Genomic DNA, 16188 nt, shown 5'->3' on the forward strand with positions numbered 1-16188 from the left:
TGCGGACTCCAGCCAGTCCGGCGCCTCCGCGGGCGCCACCGGCGCGGCCTCCGGCAAGGACGAGGACATCGTCGACGCCGAGATCGTCGACGACGAGGAGTCCAAGTGAGCACCGGCGCTTCCGCTCCCGAGGGCGACGGCGCCGGCCACGAGCCCATCGACCCGGGCCTGGCCGAGGAGGTCGAATCCGCCTTCGACGGCGTCGACCTCGGCGCCGCCCAGGCGGCGGGCGCCCCGGGGCAGACGGCCCAGGCGGGCCCGGATGCCCAGGCGCCGCAGGGCTCGGAGGCCCCGGGGGATGAGTCCGATCCCCTGGCGGCCGCCCAGGCCGAGAACGCCCGCCTGACCGACGAGCTCGCCCGCGCCCGCGCGGACCTGTACAACCTCCAGCAGGAGTACCAGGGCTTCGTGCGCCGCTCGCGCGAGTCGGTGGCGGGCCACCAGGAGGCAGGCGCCGCCGGCGTCGTCGAGGCCCTCATCCCGGTCCTCGACGAGGCCGAGCTCGCCCGCCAGCACGGCGACCTCACCGGTCCCTTCGAGACCACGGTGACCAAGCTCGAGTCGATCCTGGCGGACAAGTTCTCCCTGGAGCGCTTCGGCGCCGCCGGCGAGGCCTTCGACCCCACCATCCACGAGGCGCTCATGGCCGTGGAGTCCACCGAAGTCACCGAGCCGACGATCGCCCTCGTCCTCCAGCCCGGCTACCGCCTCGGCGAGCGGGTCGTGCGGCCCGCCCGCGTGCAGGTCTCCAACCCGGCCTGAGCCGGCAGCACTGGCGATACCGACGGCGCGGGCCCGGCCCGCTCGGGCCCGCGCCGCCGCCCGCCACCCGCCCCGGGCGCGCGTGCGGCAGACACCCAGACACTCAGATACCCAGACACAAGGAACGAACCAACGACCACCCCAGTAAGGAGGAGGTGACCCATGGCCAGCCAGGACTGGATGACCAAGGACTTCTACGCGGTCCTCGGCGTCGCCAAGGACGCCGACTCCGCGGCCATCAAGAAGGCGTACCGCAAGCTCGCCAAGCAGTACCACCCCGATCGCAACCCCGACGACGCCGTCGCCGCTGAGCGCTTCAAGGAGGTCGGCGAGGCCTACGCGGTCCTGTCCGACCCCAAGGAGCGCGAGCAGTACGACGCCATCCGCAACATGACCGGCGGCGGCGCCCGCTTCACCGCCGGGGGCACCGGCGGCGGGGGCGGCTTCGAGGACATCCTGTCCTCCATGTTCGGCGGGGGCGGCAACGTCCGCTTCTCCACCGGCGGAGCGGGAGGCGCTGGCGGCGCCGAGCCCGATCTCGACGAGCTCCTGCGCATGTTCGGCGGCACCCCCAGTCCCACCCGGAAGAACGGCCGCCCCGGTGCCTTCAACTTCGGGGGATTCGGCGGCTTCGGCGGCACGCCCGAGGCCACCAAGGGCCCCGACGTCCTCACCTCCGCCACCCTGTCCCTGCGCGACGCCGTGGCCGGCACCACCGTGGAGCTCACCGCGGACAAGCGCACCATGACCGTGCGCATCCCCGCCGGCGTCCACGACGGCCAGAAGATCCGTCTGTCCGGCAAGGGCCGGCCCGGCAACCACGGGGGCCCCAACGGGGACATGATCGTCACGATCTCCGTGGCCAAGCACCCCGTCTACTCCATCGACGGCGCCAACCTGCGCATGGACCTGCCCGTCTCGCTGGCCGAGGCCGCGCTCGGCGCCGACGTCGAGGTGCCGCTCCTGGACGGGACCACCAAGAAGGTCCGCATCAAGCCCGGGACCCCCTCGGGGACGGTCATGCGGATCTCCGGCGCGGGCATCGCCACCACCAAGCGCACCGGCGACCTGCTCGTCACCATCGAGGTCGCCGTGCCCAAGAAGCTCTCGAAGGCCGCCAAGAAGGCCCTCCAGGACTTCGACGCCGCCATGGAGGGCACTGACCCGCGCGCCACGCTGAGGGACGAGGCCGCGAGATGAGTGCCCGGCGAGCCTCGCGCGCCACCGGCCAGGGACTCGGCTTCCTCGCCGACGACGCCGCCGACCGCGCTGTCTATGTCATCTCCGTGGCCGCCGAGCTCGCCGGCATGCACCCCCAGACCCTGCGCCAGTACGACCGCCTCGGCCTCGTCAGCCCCGCCCGGACCTCCGGGCGGGGGAGGCGCTACTCCCACCGCGACGTCGAGCAACTGCGCCGTATCCAGGCCCTCAGCCAGGAGGGCGTCAACCTGGAGGGCATCGCCCGCATCCTCGACCTCGAATCCCGCCTGGAGGAGCTGGAGGGGGAGAACCGGCTCCTGCGCCTGAGGCAAGCCGCCGTCGAGAGGGTCTTCGCCGCGGCTGCCGACGGCGAGGTCCAGGTCGTGCCGTCCAGGGGAGGCCACCCCATCCGGATTGAGCGGCAGGCACCAGGCGCACAGAGGCGTTGAGGCGCGCCGCGCGGGAAAAATAGGCCCCCACCTGGGCGAATGTTCTCGTGTCTGGGAAGGGAAACCCTCAGCTTCCACAGACATTCACCCACGGACGCTGTGCGGAGCGTCATGCCATGACCATCCAATGACCTTGTAGTCTGAGTCAGTCACCCCTATCAAGGAGATCCCACAATGTCTCAGCCGATGACACCCGGCCAGCCCTACAACCCGCAGTCCGCGCCCTCCGCGCCCGGAGTCCCCGGTGGGTACCAGGCCCAGTACCAGCAGCCCCAGCCGGCGCAGTATGCCCCGGGCCAGCAGATGCCCGGCCAGCCCGGCCCCGCCAACCCCGCGGGCGGCTCGATGTTCAGCACCCTCCTCGACGGCACGTCGGAGTTCGCGGTCAAGAGCGGTAAGCAGATCATGCAGTTCGCCGTTATCGGCGTGCTCGTCGCCTGGGCCATGTTCTTCCTCGCTGGCCTGATCGACGCCGCGACGGGGATCGATCTCGGCTCCTCCGGGAGCACGAAGTTCTTCACCGTCAGCTGGTGGGACGTCATCTTCACCCGCGGCATCGGCGGCCTGGGCGTCTCGCTGTTCGCCCTCGTGACTCTGCGCACCCTCCTCGACATCGCGCGTCACGGCGTCCCGCGCGCCTGAGCCGTACCGCGCCCCACGGGTGCGAGATGGCTCGTCACACATGATGACGCTTGCGCCGCAAGGCTGCCCCACTCCGTCTCTCGGGGTGGGGCAGCCCTCTCTACGCCGGGCGGCTGAGCGGCCACTGAAGCGCCTCGGCCTCGCGGATGAGGGGGCCGCTGCCGCCTTGGGGGAGAATCACCCCATGCTCTCTGATCCCCGCCCCACTCCCTCAGGAGGACGGCTGTGACCAACCGTTCCGCCTTCGCCGTCCGCTTCCTGTCCCGCTACCTCTTCACCGCAGGCATCCTCTCCCTGCTCAACAGCACCTCGCTGTCCTCAGTTCCGGGCCTCGGCAAGGCGATGGACATCGTCCTCACCTGGCTCATCCCCCTGCCGATCGTCGACTGGGTCTCAGCCGTCCTCCTGCTCCTGCTCGGCTCGGGCATCGCCCGGCGCAAGCGCGCGGCATGGATCATCATGCTCATCGGCGTCGCCTTCAGCGCGCTCGCCTTCACGGGGCTGCTCGCCTCGCTCCACATGGCCCCCGACAACCTCGCGGTCCCCGACGCTAGATGGCCGCTCCTCGTCAACCTGCTGACGCTCGTGGCGCTCCTCATCCTGCTCGTGCGCCACCGGAAGGCCTTCAGCGTGCGGTCCCCGCGGGGCAATTCGGGTCGCGTCATCCTTGTCCTCATCGTCGGCATCGCCATCGTCCTACAGCTCGGGATCCTCGGCTCCTTCCTCTACACGGGTGTCGGCTGGAGGCAGGCCAAGCGCTTCCTCCTCGAGCTCGTCGCCAATCGATCCGAGCCCTCGCCCGTGCCCGAGTGGGTTTTCGCGCTCGTCGGCCTCGGGCTCGCCCTCAGCCTCCTCGCCGCCTTCGCCGTCCTGCTGCGCTCCCAGCGCAGCGAGGCCCGCCTCACCGTCGACGAGGAGATGCGTGTGCGCGAGCTCCTCGCGGCCCACCCCTCCGACTCCCTCGGATACTTCGCCACCCGGCGGGACAAGTCCGCGTTCCTCTGCGAGCACGGCGGGGTCGTCTACCGGGTCGGCCTGGGCGTCGCGCTCGCCTCCGGCGATCCCCTCGGCGATCCCGCCAGCTGGGCCTCCTCCGCCCTGGCCTTCAAACGGCACGCCGAGTCCTACGGCTGGGTGCCCGCCGTCATCGGCGCCTCCGAGGCCGGCGCGCGCGCCTACACCGAGGCCGGGCTGCGCGCACTGCGCCTGGGCGATGAGGCGGTCCTGTCCACCGCCTCGTTCGCCATCAACAACCTGCCCGAGGTGCGCCGCGCCGTCGTCAAGCTCACCGAGCTCGGCTACACCACCCGGATCCGTCGGCACTCCTCGATCCCCGTCGGCGAGCTGGAGCACCTCGCCCGCCTGGCCGGGCACTGGCTCGACGGCGAGCCCGAGCGCGGCTTCTCGATGGCGCTGGGCCGCTTCGCCGACCCCTCCGACGGCGAGTGCGTCATGGTGGAGGCCCTCTTCCCCGAGGGCGACGAGCGCGGGACGATCGCCGGGCTCCTCTCCTTCGCACCCTGGGGCGCCGACGGCGCCAGCCTCGACGTCATGCGCCGCCACCCCCAGGTGGACAACGGCGTCACCGAGCTGATGGTGTCCGCTCTCATGAACGACGGCCGCGAGCTCGGCATCCACCGCGTCTCCCTCAACTTCGCCGTCTTCCGCTCGGCCTTCACCGAGGGCTCGCGGATCGGCGCCGGTCCCATCCAGAGGCTCTGGCGGCGAGTTCTCCTCTTCGCCTCCCGCTGGTGGCAGCTCGAGGCCCTCTACCGCTCCAATGCCAAGTACGAACCCGAATGGGTGCCGCGCCTCATCTGCTACCCAGAGCCCAGCGACTTCACCCGGGTCGCCGCGGCCATGGGCATCGCGGAGGGCTTCGTCAACGCGCCCCGGTGGCTGTGCCCCGTGCCCGACCAGGACCGGCGCAGCGCGGAGGAGTCGGCGGCGCTCCTGGCCGCCAGTGCCGGATCGACGGTCGCGCGCCCCGAGCCCAAGCACTCCGACCAGCTCGTGGCCCGCGCCGCCACCCGCGAGGCCATGCTCGCCGAGGGGATCGAGCCCTACCCCGCGTCGGTGGGAGTCGACGCCGAGTGCGCCACCGCCGACGGCCCCTGCACCGTGGCCGGGCGGGTGCTCACGATCCGCGACCACGGCGGCGTCATCTTCGCCACCATGCGCGACGCCAGCGGCGACCTCCAGATCATCCTGGAGTCCGGGCGCGCTGGCGCCCAGTCCCTCGCCTCCTTCCGACGCCTCGTGCGCGGGGGCGACCAGATCGCCGTCCCCGGAACGATCGGGGCCTCGCGCACCGGGACGCGCAGCCAGCTCGCCGACTCCTGGATGATGACCTCCAAGGCGCTGCGCCCCCTGCCGGACAAGCGCCGGGGCATCCAGAACCCCGAGGCGCGCGTGCGCCTGCGTCACGTGGACCTCATCGTCAACCAGCGCCAGCGCGAGATGGTTCGCTCCCGCTCAGCGGCGATCCAGGCCGTGCGCGACACCCTGCTGGGCCGGGACTACCTGGAAGTGGAGACACCGATCCTCCAGCCGGTCCACGGCGGCGCCAACGCCCGTCCCTTCCGCACCCACATCAATGCCTACGACCTCGACCTCTACCTGCGGATCGCCCCCGAGCTGTACCTCAAGCGCCTCATGGTCGGCGGCATGGGGAGGGTCTTCGAGATCGGCCGCAACTTCCGCAACGAGGGCGCCGACGCCACCCACAACCCCGAGTTCACGATGCTCGAGGCCTACCAGGCCCATGCCGACTACACCATCATGAAGGACGTCATGCGGGACATGGTCATCGCGGCCTCCCGCGCCGCGACCGGATCGACCATCGTGCGCGGCAGCGTCGACGGCGTCGAGCACGAGATCGATCTCGCCGCCCCCTGGCGCACCGTCACGATCGCCGAGGCGGTCTCAACCGGGCTCGGTGAGGAGGTCGGCACCGAGACGCCGGTGGCCGAGCTGCGTCGCCACGCGGACCGCATCGACATGCCCTACGACCCCAAGTGGGGCTGGGGCACGATGATGCAGGAGCTCTACGAGCACCTGGCCGAGGGAACCACGGTGGAGCCGACCTTCTTCTCCGACTTCCCAGCCGAGACCTCGCCGCTGACCCGCCAGCACCGGAGCGATCCGCGCCTGGCGGAGCGCTGGGACCTCATCATCTTCGGCTCCGAGGTCGGCACGGCCTACTCCGAACTGGTCGACCCTGTCATCCAGCGCGAGCGCCTGACCGCGCAGTCCCTGGCCGCGGCTGGCGGCGACCTGGAGGCGATGGAGCTCGACGAGGCCTTCCTGGCGGCCCTCGAGCAGGGCATGCCCCCCTCGGGCGGCCTGGGCATGGGCCTCGACCGCCTCGTCATGATGCTCACGGGAGCCTCGATCCGCGAGACCATCGCCTTCCCACTGGTCAGGCCGGGCCGGTGAGACGCTGGGTTCTGGCCCTCAGCGCCGTCGTCCTCTACAACACCTGGCTGGCCTGGCCCCTCAACGGCAGCCCTGACGCCCTCCTCGGCTACCTCTCCGAGCTCGCCGCCGCCGACCAGCCCTTCGCCTGGTTCTTCCGCGCCGCCGACATCGCCGCGGCCGCCGTCTTCGCGATCATCGCCCTCACGGGCTGGCGGGGCTGGGAGGCTTGGCTCGGGCAGCCCTGGTCCCGGCGCCTCGCCGTCGCCCTGGCCGGGGTGGCGCTGGGCACGGCCCTCGATGTCATCTTCAAGCTGCCCTGCGCGGAGAGCCGGGACGCCGCCTGCGCCGCCACGCCGAGCCTCCAGAGGCATTTCCATGAGGCCGCCTCGGTCATCACCTCGACGGCGCAGGTCGCCATGATCGCGTTCGTCGCCCTGGCGCTCGCGGCCCGCAGCGGATGGACCCGGCTCGCCCGGCAGGTGGCCTGGCTGGCTGGAGTGGTGAGCGCGCTGCTGCTGTCCAGCGTGGCCGCGCCCTATGTGCTCCGAGGCGCGCAGGGACCTATCCAGATCATCCAGATCCTCCTATGCTCACTATGGATCGCCTACCTGGCATGGCACCTACCCCAGGAGCAACATGACTGACGCGCAGGACCGGTGGGAGGCCCGGCTCGCCGAGCACACCGTCTACCGCCGCCCGGGCGGCGGGCCCGCCGTCGTCCTTCTCAACGGGTGCGGGCTGGCCTCGGTGGCCTGGGACGCCGTCGTCGAGGCCCTGCCGGGTCGCGCCATCATCGCCGTCGACCGCCCGGGCCGCTGCGGCACCGTCAACGATGGCCTCCCCGATCTGCGCCAGGAGGCGCGCATCCTCTCCCGGATCATCGGCGACGACGCCCCGGCGATCGTCGTCGCCCACTCCATGTCCTCCTTCCAGGCCGAGGCGCTGGCGCGCCTGCACCCGCAGGCGGTCAGCGGGATCGTCCTCGCCGACCCGGCGGTGGAGGCGAGCGCCCACTCCGGCAGGCTGCGCCGCGCGGGGGCCGCGAGCATCGCTCGCGCGCTGGGCTCGGCGGTCCGGGCCGAGCCCGTGCGCCGCGTGGCGGCGGCCGCGATCCGCTACGGGATGCGCCACGAGACCTCCCATCCTGAGGCCCTCGACGACGAGCTGTGGCGCGCTTGCCACGACACCCCCGAGGCGCTGGCCGCCTCGGCTGCGGAGCTCGCCTCCTACGGAGGCCAGGCCGCCGATCTTGCCGCGCTACGGGCTGAGCAGGCGGCGCCCGCGGCGGCGCCCGCGATCCTCCTGGAGGGCAAGCCCTTCCACCCAGCGGGCCAGGAGGAGACTCTCGAGGCCGCCTTCTCCCATCTGGAGATCAGGCGGGTGCCGCAGTCGCGCCACCTCATGATGCTCGATGCGCCCGAGGAGATCGCCCGGGCCGTCGACGACCTCGGCACGGCCGCCGCGCCCGAGGCATAGCGCCGCCGCGCGTGCGGAGTACGGAGTACTCCGCACGGCCGGCCCTCGCGCCACCGCCCGCAGCGCGCGTGGGGCCCCCGCACGTCGTGCGCGGGGGCCCCACGTTCTGGCGGCTGGGCCGCCGTGCTCATCAGCGCGAGCGGGTCGGCGTCGCTGCGCCGCTGGGTGTCACTCGTTGCCGATCTTGGAGTCGGCGGCCTCGACGGCGGAGTCGATCTTCTCGTCGAACTTGCCGCCGGTGACCTTCTTGGCGGCACCAGCCGCGGCACCGAGGACCTTGTCGCTGACGCCCTCGGCCTTGTCGCTCTTGAGCGCCTCGCCGGCCTTGCCCGCCAGGTCGCCAGCCTTGCCGGCGAGGTCGCCGGCCTTGTCCTTGAGGTCATCGATTCCCATGATGTGATCCCTTCCGTCGGGGGACACCGCGCCGGGCGGCGCGTGCCTGACATGATGGAATCAGACACAGTCCCATAGGGCAAACTGACCACGTCGCTGCCATGTCGCGGGAAGTGCGAATGGGTGCTCCGGATCGGCCGGTGCCTGGCTTGGGCGAGGCCTCCGGATCACCACTGCCATGTGGGGCGCGGAGGCTCCCCTGCGGCGTCAGCCAGGCTCAGCGCCTCGCGGACGGCCCGGGGGAGGAGCGAGTGGACGAGTCGGTAGGAGTCCTCGACGAGCTCGTGGGCGGTGGGGGCCTCGTAGCCGGGCGCGGTGAGGTCGATGCTCACCCAGTGCTTCTTGGCCTGGTGGAAGCCGGGCTCGGTCCAGGGGATCGAGCGGCGCACGGCGACGGCGTCCTCCGGCTCCAGCTTCACGTTGACGATGAGCCGACCATCGGTGTGGGTGAGGAGCAGCGCGAAGAGCCTGGGGCCGATGCTCGCCACGCTCGTGTCCCACTCGGGTTTGTGCCCCACCCAGGCCCCGGGGAGCGTGGCGGCGTACTCGAGGAGCTCTGAGGCGCGGTCCAGGGCGAGGTCGGCGGCGGTCATGCCAGAAGAGTAGGACGCGGGTGCGGGGCGCCGACGGCGACCTTCTCCACCGACGGCGACATTTTCCACCGATGGGTGCGCCTAGCACCCAGGGGTGCAGTGAGAACGCACCTCTCGGTGCTCACCGCACCCACCGGTGCTCGCGGCAACCACCGGTGACTGCCAGGCCATCCCTTAATCGACGACCTCCAGGAGCTCTCCGACGCCGCAGTCGAGGGCCTCGCAGATCGCGGCGAGGGTGGAGTACCGGATGGCCTTGGCGCGGTCGTTCTTGAGCACTGAGAGGTTGACGGTGGTCACGCCGACCCTCTCGGAGAGCTCGACGAGCGTCATGCCGCGCGCGGCCAGGAGCTCGTCGAGGTGGCAGACCACCCTCATACGAGCCCCTCGGTGTCCTCGCGCAGCGAGGCGTTCTCCGCTTGGAGCTCCTTGCTGCTGTGATGGAGTCGGGTCAGGGCGGCCACGAGGTACGTCATCCCCCAGATGACGACGGCCGAGGCGAGGATCCCGATGAAGGTGATGCCCCCGACGCTCATCGGTGATGAGCCGTGCCCTTTGGGTGTCCAGGAGACGGGGATCATGTACCCGAAAGCCCATGCCGCCAATAGCGCGGCCGTGCCGAGCCGCCGCACGCGCCGCGCAGCCCTCTCGATCCGCTCCCACGGCGTGCCCCTGCCCTGCCAGTGCGGGGAGGTGGGGGCCACGAGCCGCCCGATCTCGACGGCGCAGAGGAAGACGAGCACCACGTACGCGATGATGAGAACGGCTTCCAGGGCCAGGCTCCACGTTGGCGCCCCTGTGTAGTAGGCGTAGACCTTCGCCCGATCGAGCCCGACATAGGTCAGGAGCCCGTTGTACTCACGCGGGATGGGCGTCCCCTCCCCGAGGACGTCGATGAACGCCGTCGTCCCTCGGCCTGGTGGTCGCGCTCAGTGAGCGGAAGCGGCGATGCTCTTCGTGAGCGCGGTCGCGTCGGCCTCCGTGGGGGCGACGATCAGCACGGTGGCCGCGCTGCCCGAGGTTGTTGGGATGAACGCAATGGATCCGTACGACACCGTGCTCGAGTAGCTCATGAAGTAGGCGACGGTCGCGGTGCCATTCGGAGTGTCGATGTTCCTGCAGGATGTGACTCCCACCGTGTTGAGGCTTTCCGTGACCATCCTGGCCATCGCTCCATTCGGCACGTAAGGGAAAGGGTCCTTGGCGATCCGCACCTGCCGGGATTCATCGGCGTCGTGAGCATAGGCGTCAAAGCCTTCCGTGTACTCGACGATGCCCGAGGGGTCAGGGGCGCTGCCATCGCCGGTGATCCACGTGCTCGGCACGGAGACCGTGATGCCCACGCTCTGGCTTGTCAGACTGGTCATGTCCTCCGCCTGCGTGGAGTCGTCGCCGCGCATGAGGAGGAAGGCGCCGACGCCAGCGGCGATGAGGGCGACGACGACGCCCACGACGATGCCCACGATGAGCCCGGTGCGCTTCTTGGGCTGCCCGGGGCCCTGCTGGCTGGGAGCGCCGTTGGCACCGTCACCGTAGGCGGGATCGAAGGGAGGGAAGGGGCCCTGCGCACCCGGCTGGGTGGCGATCTGCGCCGAGGGCGTGTCGCCGGGCTGACCGCCGGTGCCGTACTCCGTTCCATCGCCCGACTGTGGACCATCAGGAAACCGCGCTTACATGCTGTGATTGCTAGATGAGCGTCGTCGTGGTGGTAAGGCGTGGGGGCGCGGTGGGACCCACTGTCTCCGGGACGACTCGCCGCAGAGCGAGAGGCGGAGAGGCGCGTGAACGACGGCGCGGGTGGACCCGCCTCCTCAGAGGCTGGCCCACCCGCAGTGGTGGGTGAGGTTGGCGCTGCGCGACCGATCAGCGAAGACCGTTGGCGACTTGGGTGATGCGAGCCTTGACCTTCTCCGGGGTCAGTGCGATCACCTCGACCACGGCGACCGCGCCGGACTTGGCTGGGACGAATAGGAGGCAGCCGAATCCCGGGATACCGGAGGCGTTCGTGTAGTAGGCCACCTTCCCCGCTCCGTTCGCCGTGGAGATGTCCTCGTAGGAGGAGAGCGTGGAAGTGCCATCCTTGGTGATGACATCGTTCACCGTGGTCTGATCCGGGAGGTTGGGAAGCGGCGTGTTCCCGATCTCGACTCGCTCGAACGCGGCCGTGTCATGCGCGTAGGCATCCATGTAGCTCGTGTCCTTGAGGAGCCCCGAGGGGTCCGGCGCGCCCGCCGTCCCGCTCACCCAGGTGCTCGGCACAGGGACGGTGAGCCCGGTGACCGGGCCGGAGAGATCTGTCATGGTCTCTGCCGGTGATGCGCTCGGGGTCGGTGATGTGCTCGGGGTCGCCAACATCGTGGGTCGCCTGGTGCGGGTGGGCTCCTCAGTGGGCTCGGTGCGACTGGTCTTTGTGGCGGTCGCGGTGGCTTCCGCCTTGGGGTCGGAGTCATCGTCGCCGCGCATGAGGACGAAGGCGCCGACGCCGGTGGCGATGAGGGCAACAACGACGGCGCTGACGATGCCCACGATGAGCCCCGTGTTCTTCTTCGGCTGCTGGGGGCCCTGCTGGCCGGGGGAGCCGTAGCCGTAGGCGGCGTCGATGGGCTGGAAGGGGCCCTGGGCTCCCAACTGGTTCCCGGCCTGCGTCGACGGCGTGTACCCGGGTTGGTTGCCGCCGCCGTATCCCGGCTGCTGGTAGCCGGGATACGGGTAGGCCTGGGCGGGCGGCTGCGAGGATGGATCAGGGTACTGGCCAGGGTATTGACCCGGGTACTGCCCGGGATACTGCCCATTCGGGGGGTAGGTGGACATGCACTGATCTTAGGGGAAGCGCGGGGTGGGGCTCTCGACGACGAGTGGGGGTGGGCAAGCGGCCAGAGGGTGGCTGGAACGGCGCGCCCCGACGCGCCGAAGAGGCGCGTCGGGGCGGGTGCGGGCCCTCCGGGAGAGAAAGGCTCAGAGGATCGAGAGCGTCACTTGACGCTTCCGGTGACCCGGGCAACGAGCTCGTCAACGGTGGACGGGTCGGTGGCGGAGACGGTGATGCCCGCGTAGTTGCCGCCGGAGGCGGGGGCGAAGATCACAGCACCGTAGCCCGTGCCGTCCTGAATCGTCATGTCGTAGCGGATGACGGTGGCGTCACCGTTAGCAGTGCCGATCTTCTCATACTTCGTCATGTTGTTGGCGCCGGTCGCCTTGGCGAACGTGGTCGCGGATGCCTCATCCGTAGGGACCTGGGACTCGGGGTAGGCCTGACGCGCCACGACGATGTTGTCGGCGTAGGGGAGGGATCCGATCGACTTGGCCTCCTTGCTCGAAACGATCAGGTCGACCTGCTTCATGGTGTTCTTGAAGGTCGTCGGATCCTGGCCCATCGCCTCCGCGGCAGCGCTCAGAGCGGCCTCGTCGAGGTTGGCCGGGTCGGAGATGACCGTCCAGTCGCTGGGTGCGAGGAAGGTGATGCCGGCTGTTGGGGCTTTTGCCTCCTGGCCATCGGTCACGGTCGCGGCCATGGATGCACCGGATGACGGGGCGGCTGTCGAGGCCTCTGCGGTGGTGGCTGTCGAGGCCTCTGCGGTGGTGGCTGTCGTGGTCTCTGCGGAGCCAGAGTCCTTGGAGCTGTCGGAGGAGCAGGCTGCGAGCGGCAGCGCCAGCGCGAGCACCGCGACGGCGGCGAGGGAGCGGGTCGTCTTCATGAGAATCTCCTTGGTGTAACGACGTGTGTCCACCATAACCCCCTCCACGCAGCAGCTACTCCGACATCTTGACAAGAAGGCCTGTGGAGTTCTCCCCATCACGCAGGAGCCTCGGCGCCTACGAAAGTTGAGTGGAATAGACTCAACTCGTCGGCGGTTGAGGTGCCTGGAGGGAGCGGCCCGCGCGCTGGGCCCTCCCGCACAGACCCGCCCACCAGGCATGACATCCCAAGGAGAACCATATGGACACCAACTACACCACTCGCTCCCAGGAGGCGATCTCCGGGGCGATGCAGGCGGCCGCCGCCGCGGGCAACCCCCAGGTGGACACCGCCCACCTGCTCGCCGAGCTCCTCGGCTCCGAGGACTCCACCGCCCTCGCCCTGCTCGCCGCGGTCAACCAGGACCCGGCCTGGCGCCAGCGCATCGGCGCCGCCTGCCGCCGCGTCCTCACCTCCCTGCCCGCGTCCTCGGGCTCCACCGTCTCCCAGCCCCAGCCCTCGCGCGCCCTGCTCGCCGCCCTCGAGGCCGCCTCCCATGAGGCCAAGGCCGCCGGGGATGACTACATCTCAGCCGAGATGCTCCTCATCGGACTGGCCGCCGGCAACCCCAGCGACGCCGTCGCCTCCCTCCTGCGGGAGGAGGGCGCCACCGCCGAGGCCCTGCGCGCCGCCCTGCCCGCCCTGCGCGGCGGCGCCCGCGTCACCTCCCCCAACCCCGAGGGCACCTACAAGACCCTCGAGAAGTACGGCTCCGACCTCACCGAGGCCGCCCGCGAGGGCAAGCTCGACCCCGTCATCGGCCGGGATGCCGAGATCCGCCGCCTCGTGCAGGTCCTGTCGCGCCGCACGAAGAACAACCCCGTCCTCATCGGCGAGCCTGGTGTCGGCAAGACCGCCGTCGTCGAGGGCCTGGCCCAGCGCATCGTCGCCGGCGACGTCCCCGACTCCCTGCGCGGCAAGCGCCTCATCGCCCTCGACCTGGCCGGGATGGTCGCCGGTGCCAAGTACCGTGGCGAGTTCGAGGAGCGCCTCAAGGCGGTCCTTAAGGAGATCAAGGACTCCGACGGCGAGGTCATCACCTTCATCGACGAGCTGCACACCGTCGTCGGCGCTGGCGGCGGCTCTGAGGGCGCGATGGACGCCGGCAACATGCTCAAGCCCATGCTCGCCCGCGGCGAGCTCCGCCTCGTCGGCGCTACCACGCTCGATGAGTACCGCGAGCGCATTGAGAAGGACCCCGCCCTGGAGCGCCGCTTCCAGCAGGTCCTCGTCGACGAGCCCAGCGTGGCCGACACCGTCGCCATCCTGCGCGGCATCGCGCCCAAGTACGAGGCCCACCACCAGGTGACGATCTCCGACGGCGCCCTCGTGGCCGCCGCCGCCCTGTCCGACCGCTACATCACCGGGCGCCAGCTTCCCGACAAGGCCATCGACCTCGTCGACGAGGCGGCCTCCCGCCTGCGCATGGAGCTCGACTCCAGCCCCGAGGAGATCGACGCCCTGCGCCGCCGCGTGGACCGCATGCGCATGGAGGAGTCCTACCTCGCCGAGTCGCTGGGAGCCGGTGAGGCCGACTCCGGGACCCCCAGCGCCCCCGAGTCCGTGGAGGCCGCGGCCGACCGCGAGCGCCTCGAGCGCCTGCGCGCCGAGCTCGCCGACGCCTCGGAGGAGCTCGCCGGACTGACCGCCCGCTGGGAGGCCGAGAAGGCCGGGCACAACCGCATCGGCGAGCTGCGCGCCGCCCTCGACGAACTGCGCACCAAGGCCGACCTCGCCGAGCGCGAGGGGCGCTTCGAGGAGGCCGGTCGCCTGAGGTACGGGGAGATGCCCTCCCTGGAGGAGCAGATCCGGCAGGCCGAGGCCGCCGAGTCCGCCTCCGCCGTGGCCGGCCCCGACGGCGTCGCGCGGGGAACCGCTGCGGCCGCCGAGCCGATGATCGTCGAGAAGGTCGGCGCCGCCGAGATCGCCGAGGTTGTCGCGGCCTGGACGGGCATCCCCGTGGGCCGGCTGCTCCAGGGCGAGTCCGCCAAGCTGCTCCACATGGAGGAGGTCATCGGGGAGCGCCTCATCGGGCAGAAGACCGCGGTCGCCGCGGTGTGCGACGCCGTGCGGCGCTCGCGGGCAGGCGTGTCCGACCCGGACCGCCCCACCGCCTCCTTCCTCTTCCTCGGCCCCACGGGCGTGGGCAAGACCGAGCTCGCGAAGTCGCTCGCTGACTTCCTCTTCGACGACGAGCGCGCCATCGTGCGCCTCGATATGTCGGAGTACTCCGAGAAGCACTCGGTGGCCCGGCTCGTCGGCGCCCCTCCCGGGTATGTCGGCTACGAGGAGGGCGGCCAGCTCACCGAGGCCGTGCGGCGCCGCCCCTACTCCGTGGTGCTGCTCGATGAGGTGGAGAAGGCCCACCCGGAGGTCTTCGACCTGCTCCTCCAGGTGCTCGACGACGGCCGCCTCACCGACGGCCAGGGGCGCACCGTGGACTTCCGCAACACGATCCTCGTGCTCACCTCCAACCTCGGCTCGCATTTCCTCATCGACCCTGTGCTGAGCCCCGAGGAGAAGCGCGACGAGGTCATGACACAGGTCCGCGCCCACTTCAAGCCCGAGTTCCTCAACCGGCTCGACGACACCCTCGTCTTCGACCCACTCACCAAGGAGGAGCTGGGCCGGATCGTCGAGATCCAGCTGGCCCGGATGTCGGAGCGCCTGGCGGACCGCCGCCTCACGCTCACCGTCACTGACGCCGCCCGCCAGTGGCTGGCCGATGAGGGCTACGACCCCGCCTTCGGGGCACGGCCCCTGCGCCGCCTCGTCCAGAGGGAGATCGGGGACCGCCTGGCCAGGCTCATCCTGGCGGGGGAGGTCCTCGATGGCCAGGAGGTCGTCGTCGATCTCAGCCTGGATGGGCCGGCCGCTGGCCTCGCGCTGCGGGCGGTGGGCGGGGGGCGCGTGCCGAGCGCGTCGAGCGCCCCCTCGGTGCCTCTCGTGTAAGGGCGCCGCATCATGGGGCGCGCCCGGTCCGGAAAAGACCGGGCGCGCCCCTGCGCATAGCGTGTGTGGCGCGCCTCCTCGCGCCCCGACAAAGAGTCCATGCGAACGATCATCAGGACACCCGGTGGGGTATGAATCATAGGTGATGGTGAACGTGGACCATGTATGTCGGATGACCATGAGAATGGTGGTATCCCACTAAGAGCGAGAGGCGTTTCAGGATGTTATCTTTTCGTTATTATTAATGTGAGAGACGACTCCAAAGAGTCGTGTGTCGCATGCCCTGATTCGCATGTGTTCTCCCTGGGGAGCGAAAAGGGGGCCCCGCACCTCAACACGGTGCGGGGCCCCGGTCGGGTACGGGGGCGCGGTCCCTGAATCGCGCGGGTCCCGAACGCCGCGGCATGTCATCGGAGTCCCTGATCTCCTCGTGCCGGGGCGTTTCCCGACGGCGTCATCATATGCGACGTGATGGCCCTGAAGCACATTCGCGTCTCGGAAGTTCTCGTGGAATGGGACCTCGTCGCTCCTCAATCGGTTCAAAACGGCGGAGAATCGCCAGATC

The 16188-nt window shown here is 70.5% G+C and carries 15 protein-coding genes; 8 read left to right on the forward strand and 7 right to left on the reverse strand.

Features of this window, described 5'->3' with window-relative positions; translation table 11 throughout:
* Positions 1-105 precede the first annotated feature (105 nt).
* From A1QA_RS0105955 to A1QA_RS0105985, 7 genes are all read left to right on the forward strand, one after another.
* A complete protein-coding gene (locus A1QA_RS0105955) occupies positions 106-762 on the forward strand; it encodes a nucleotide exchange factor GrpE (RefSeq protein ID WP_017178007.1) in 657 nt (218 codons plus the stop codon).
* A gap of 162 nt (positions 763-924) precedes the next feature.
* Positions 925-1962 carry a DnaJ C-terminal domain-containing protein gene (locus tag A1QA_RS0105960; RefSeq protein WP_017178008.1) on the forward strand — a complete coding sequence of 346 codons (1038 nt, stop codon included), beginning with the start codon at positions 925-927 and terminating at the stop codon, positions 1960-1962.
* The gene (locus A1QA_RS0105965; RefSeq protein ID WP_017178009.1) at positions 1959-2411 is read left to right on the forward strand and encodes a heat shock protein transcriptional repressor HspR; all 453 of its coding nucleotides are present in this window, start codon (positions 1959-1961) and stop codon (positions 2409-2411) included. The genes A1QA_RS0105960 and A1QA_RS0105965 overlap by 4 nt, the downstream gene beginning before the upstream one ends.
* 174 nt (positions 2412-2585) lie before the next feature.
* On the forward strand, positions 2586-3053 hold the full coding sequence (locus A1QA_RS13735; RefSeq protein WP_043508019.1) for a hypothetical protein: 468 nt from the start codon (positions 2586-2588) through the stop codon (positions 3051-3053).
* A 225-nt stretch (positions 3054-3278) separates the two neighbouring features.
* The gene (gene lysX, locus A1QA_RS0105975) at positions 3279-6491 is read left to right on the forward strand and encodes a bifunctional lysylphosphatidylglycerol synthetase/lysine--tRNA ligase LysX (RefSeq protein WP_017178011.1); all 3213 of its coding nucleotides are present in this window, start codon (positions 3279-3281) and stop codon (positions 6489-6491) included.
* On the forward strand, positions 6488-7117 hold the full coding sequence (locus tag A1QA_RS0105980; protein WP_017178012.1) for a DUF998 domain-containing protein: 630 nt from the start codon (positions 6488-6490) through the stop codon (positions 7115-7117). Before lysX ends, A1QA_RS0105980 begins: the two co-directional genes overlap by 4 nt.
* Positions 7110-7949 carry an alpha/beta fold hydrolase gene (locus tag A1QA_RS0105985; RefSeq protein ID WP_017178013.1) on the forward strand — a complete coding sequence of 280 codons (840 nt, stop codon included), beginning with the start codon at positions 7110-7112 and terminating at the stop codon, positions 7947-7949. Before A1QA_RS0105980 ends, A1QA_RS0105985 begins: the two co-directional genes overlap by 8 nt.
* A gap of 168 nt (positions 7950-8117) precedes the next feature.
* Here A1QA_RS0105985 and A1QA_RS0105990 read toward each other — a convergent pair whose 3' ends face one another.
* The 7 genes from A1QA_RS0105990 to A1QA_RS0106020 all read right to left on the reverse strand — a co-directional run bounded on the left by A1QA_RS0105990 (position 8118) and on the right by A1QA_RS0106020 (position 12630).
* Positions 8118-8342: an Rv0909 family putative TA system antitoxin gene (locus A1QA_RS0105990; protein WP_017178014.1), complete on the reverse strand. Its 225-nt coding sequence runs from the start codon at positions 8340-8342 to the stop codon at positions 8118-8120.
* 167 nt (positions 8343-8509) lie between these two features.
* On the reverse strand, positions 8510-8935 hold the full coding sequence (locus A1QA_RS0105995) for an MmcQ/YjbR family DNA-binding protein (RefSeq protein WP_017178015.1): 426 nt from the start codon (positions 8933-8935) through the stop codon (positions 8510-8512).
* Positions 8936-9109: 174 nt separating this feature from the next.
* Positions 9110-9313, reverse strand: coding sequence for a helix-turn-helix domain-containing protein (locus A1QA_RS0106000; protein WP_017178016.1), 204 nt, complete (start codon positions 9311-9313; stop codon positions 9110-9112).
* The gene (locus A1QA_RS0106005) at positions 9310-9681 is read right to left on the reverse strand and encodes a hypothetical protein (RefSeq protein WP_017178017.1); all 372 of its coding nucleotides are present in this window, start codon (positions 9679-9681) and stop codon (positions 9310-9312) included. The genes A1QA_RS0106000 and A1QA_RS0106005 overlap by 4 nt, the downstream gene beginning before the upstream one ends.
* 183 nt (positions 9682-9864) lie before the next feature.
* Positions 9865-10386 carry a hypothetical protein gene (locus tag A1QA_RS0106010; protein ID WP_154652247.1) on the reverse strand — a complete coding sequence of 174 codons (522 nt, stop codon included), beginning with the start codon at positions 10384-10386 and terminating at the stop codon, positions 9865-9867.
* 412 nt (positions 10387-10798) lie between these two features.
* A complete protein-coding gene (locus A1QA_RS14965) occupies positions 10799-11746 on the reverse strand; it encodes a hypothetical protein (protein WP_154652248.1) in 948 nt (315 codons plus the stop codon).
* A gap of 161 nt (positions 11747-11907) precedes the next feature.
* Entirely contained in the window at positions 11908-12630 is a 723-nt protein-coding gene (locus A1QA_RS0106020) for a hypothetical protein (RefSeq protein WP_017178020.1), read from the reverse strand.
* Positions 12631-12872: 242 nt separating this feature from the next.
* Here A1QA_RS0106020 and A1QA_RS0106025 point away from each other — a divergent pair, with 242 nt between their 5' ends.
* Positions 12873-15623, forward strand: coding sequence for an ATP-dependent Clp protease ATP-binding subunit (locus A1QA_RS0106025; protein WP_017178021.1), 2751 nt, complete (start codon positions 12873-12875; stop codon positions 15621-15623).
* Positions 15624-16188 lie beyond the last annotated feature (565 nt).

Source organism: Actinomyces timonensis DSM 23838, from assembly GCF_000295095.1.
Lineage (GTDB): Bacteria > Actinomycetota > Actinomycetes > Actinomycetales > Actinomycetaceae > Actinomyces > Actinomyces timonensis.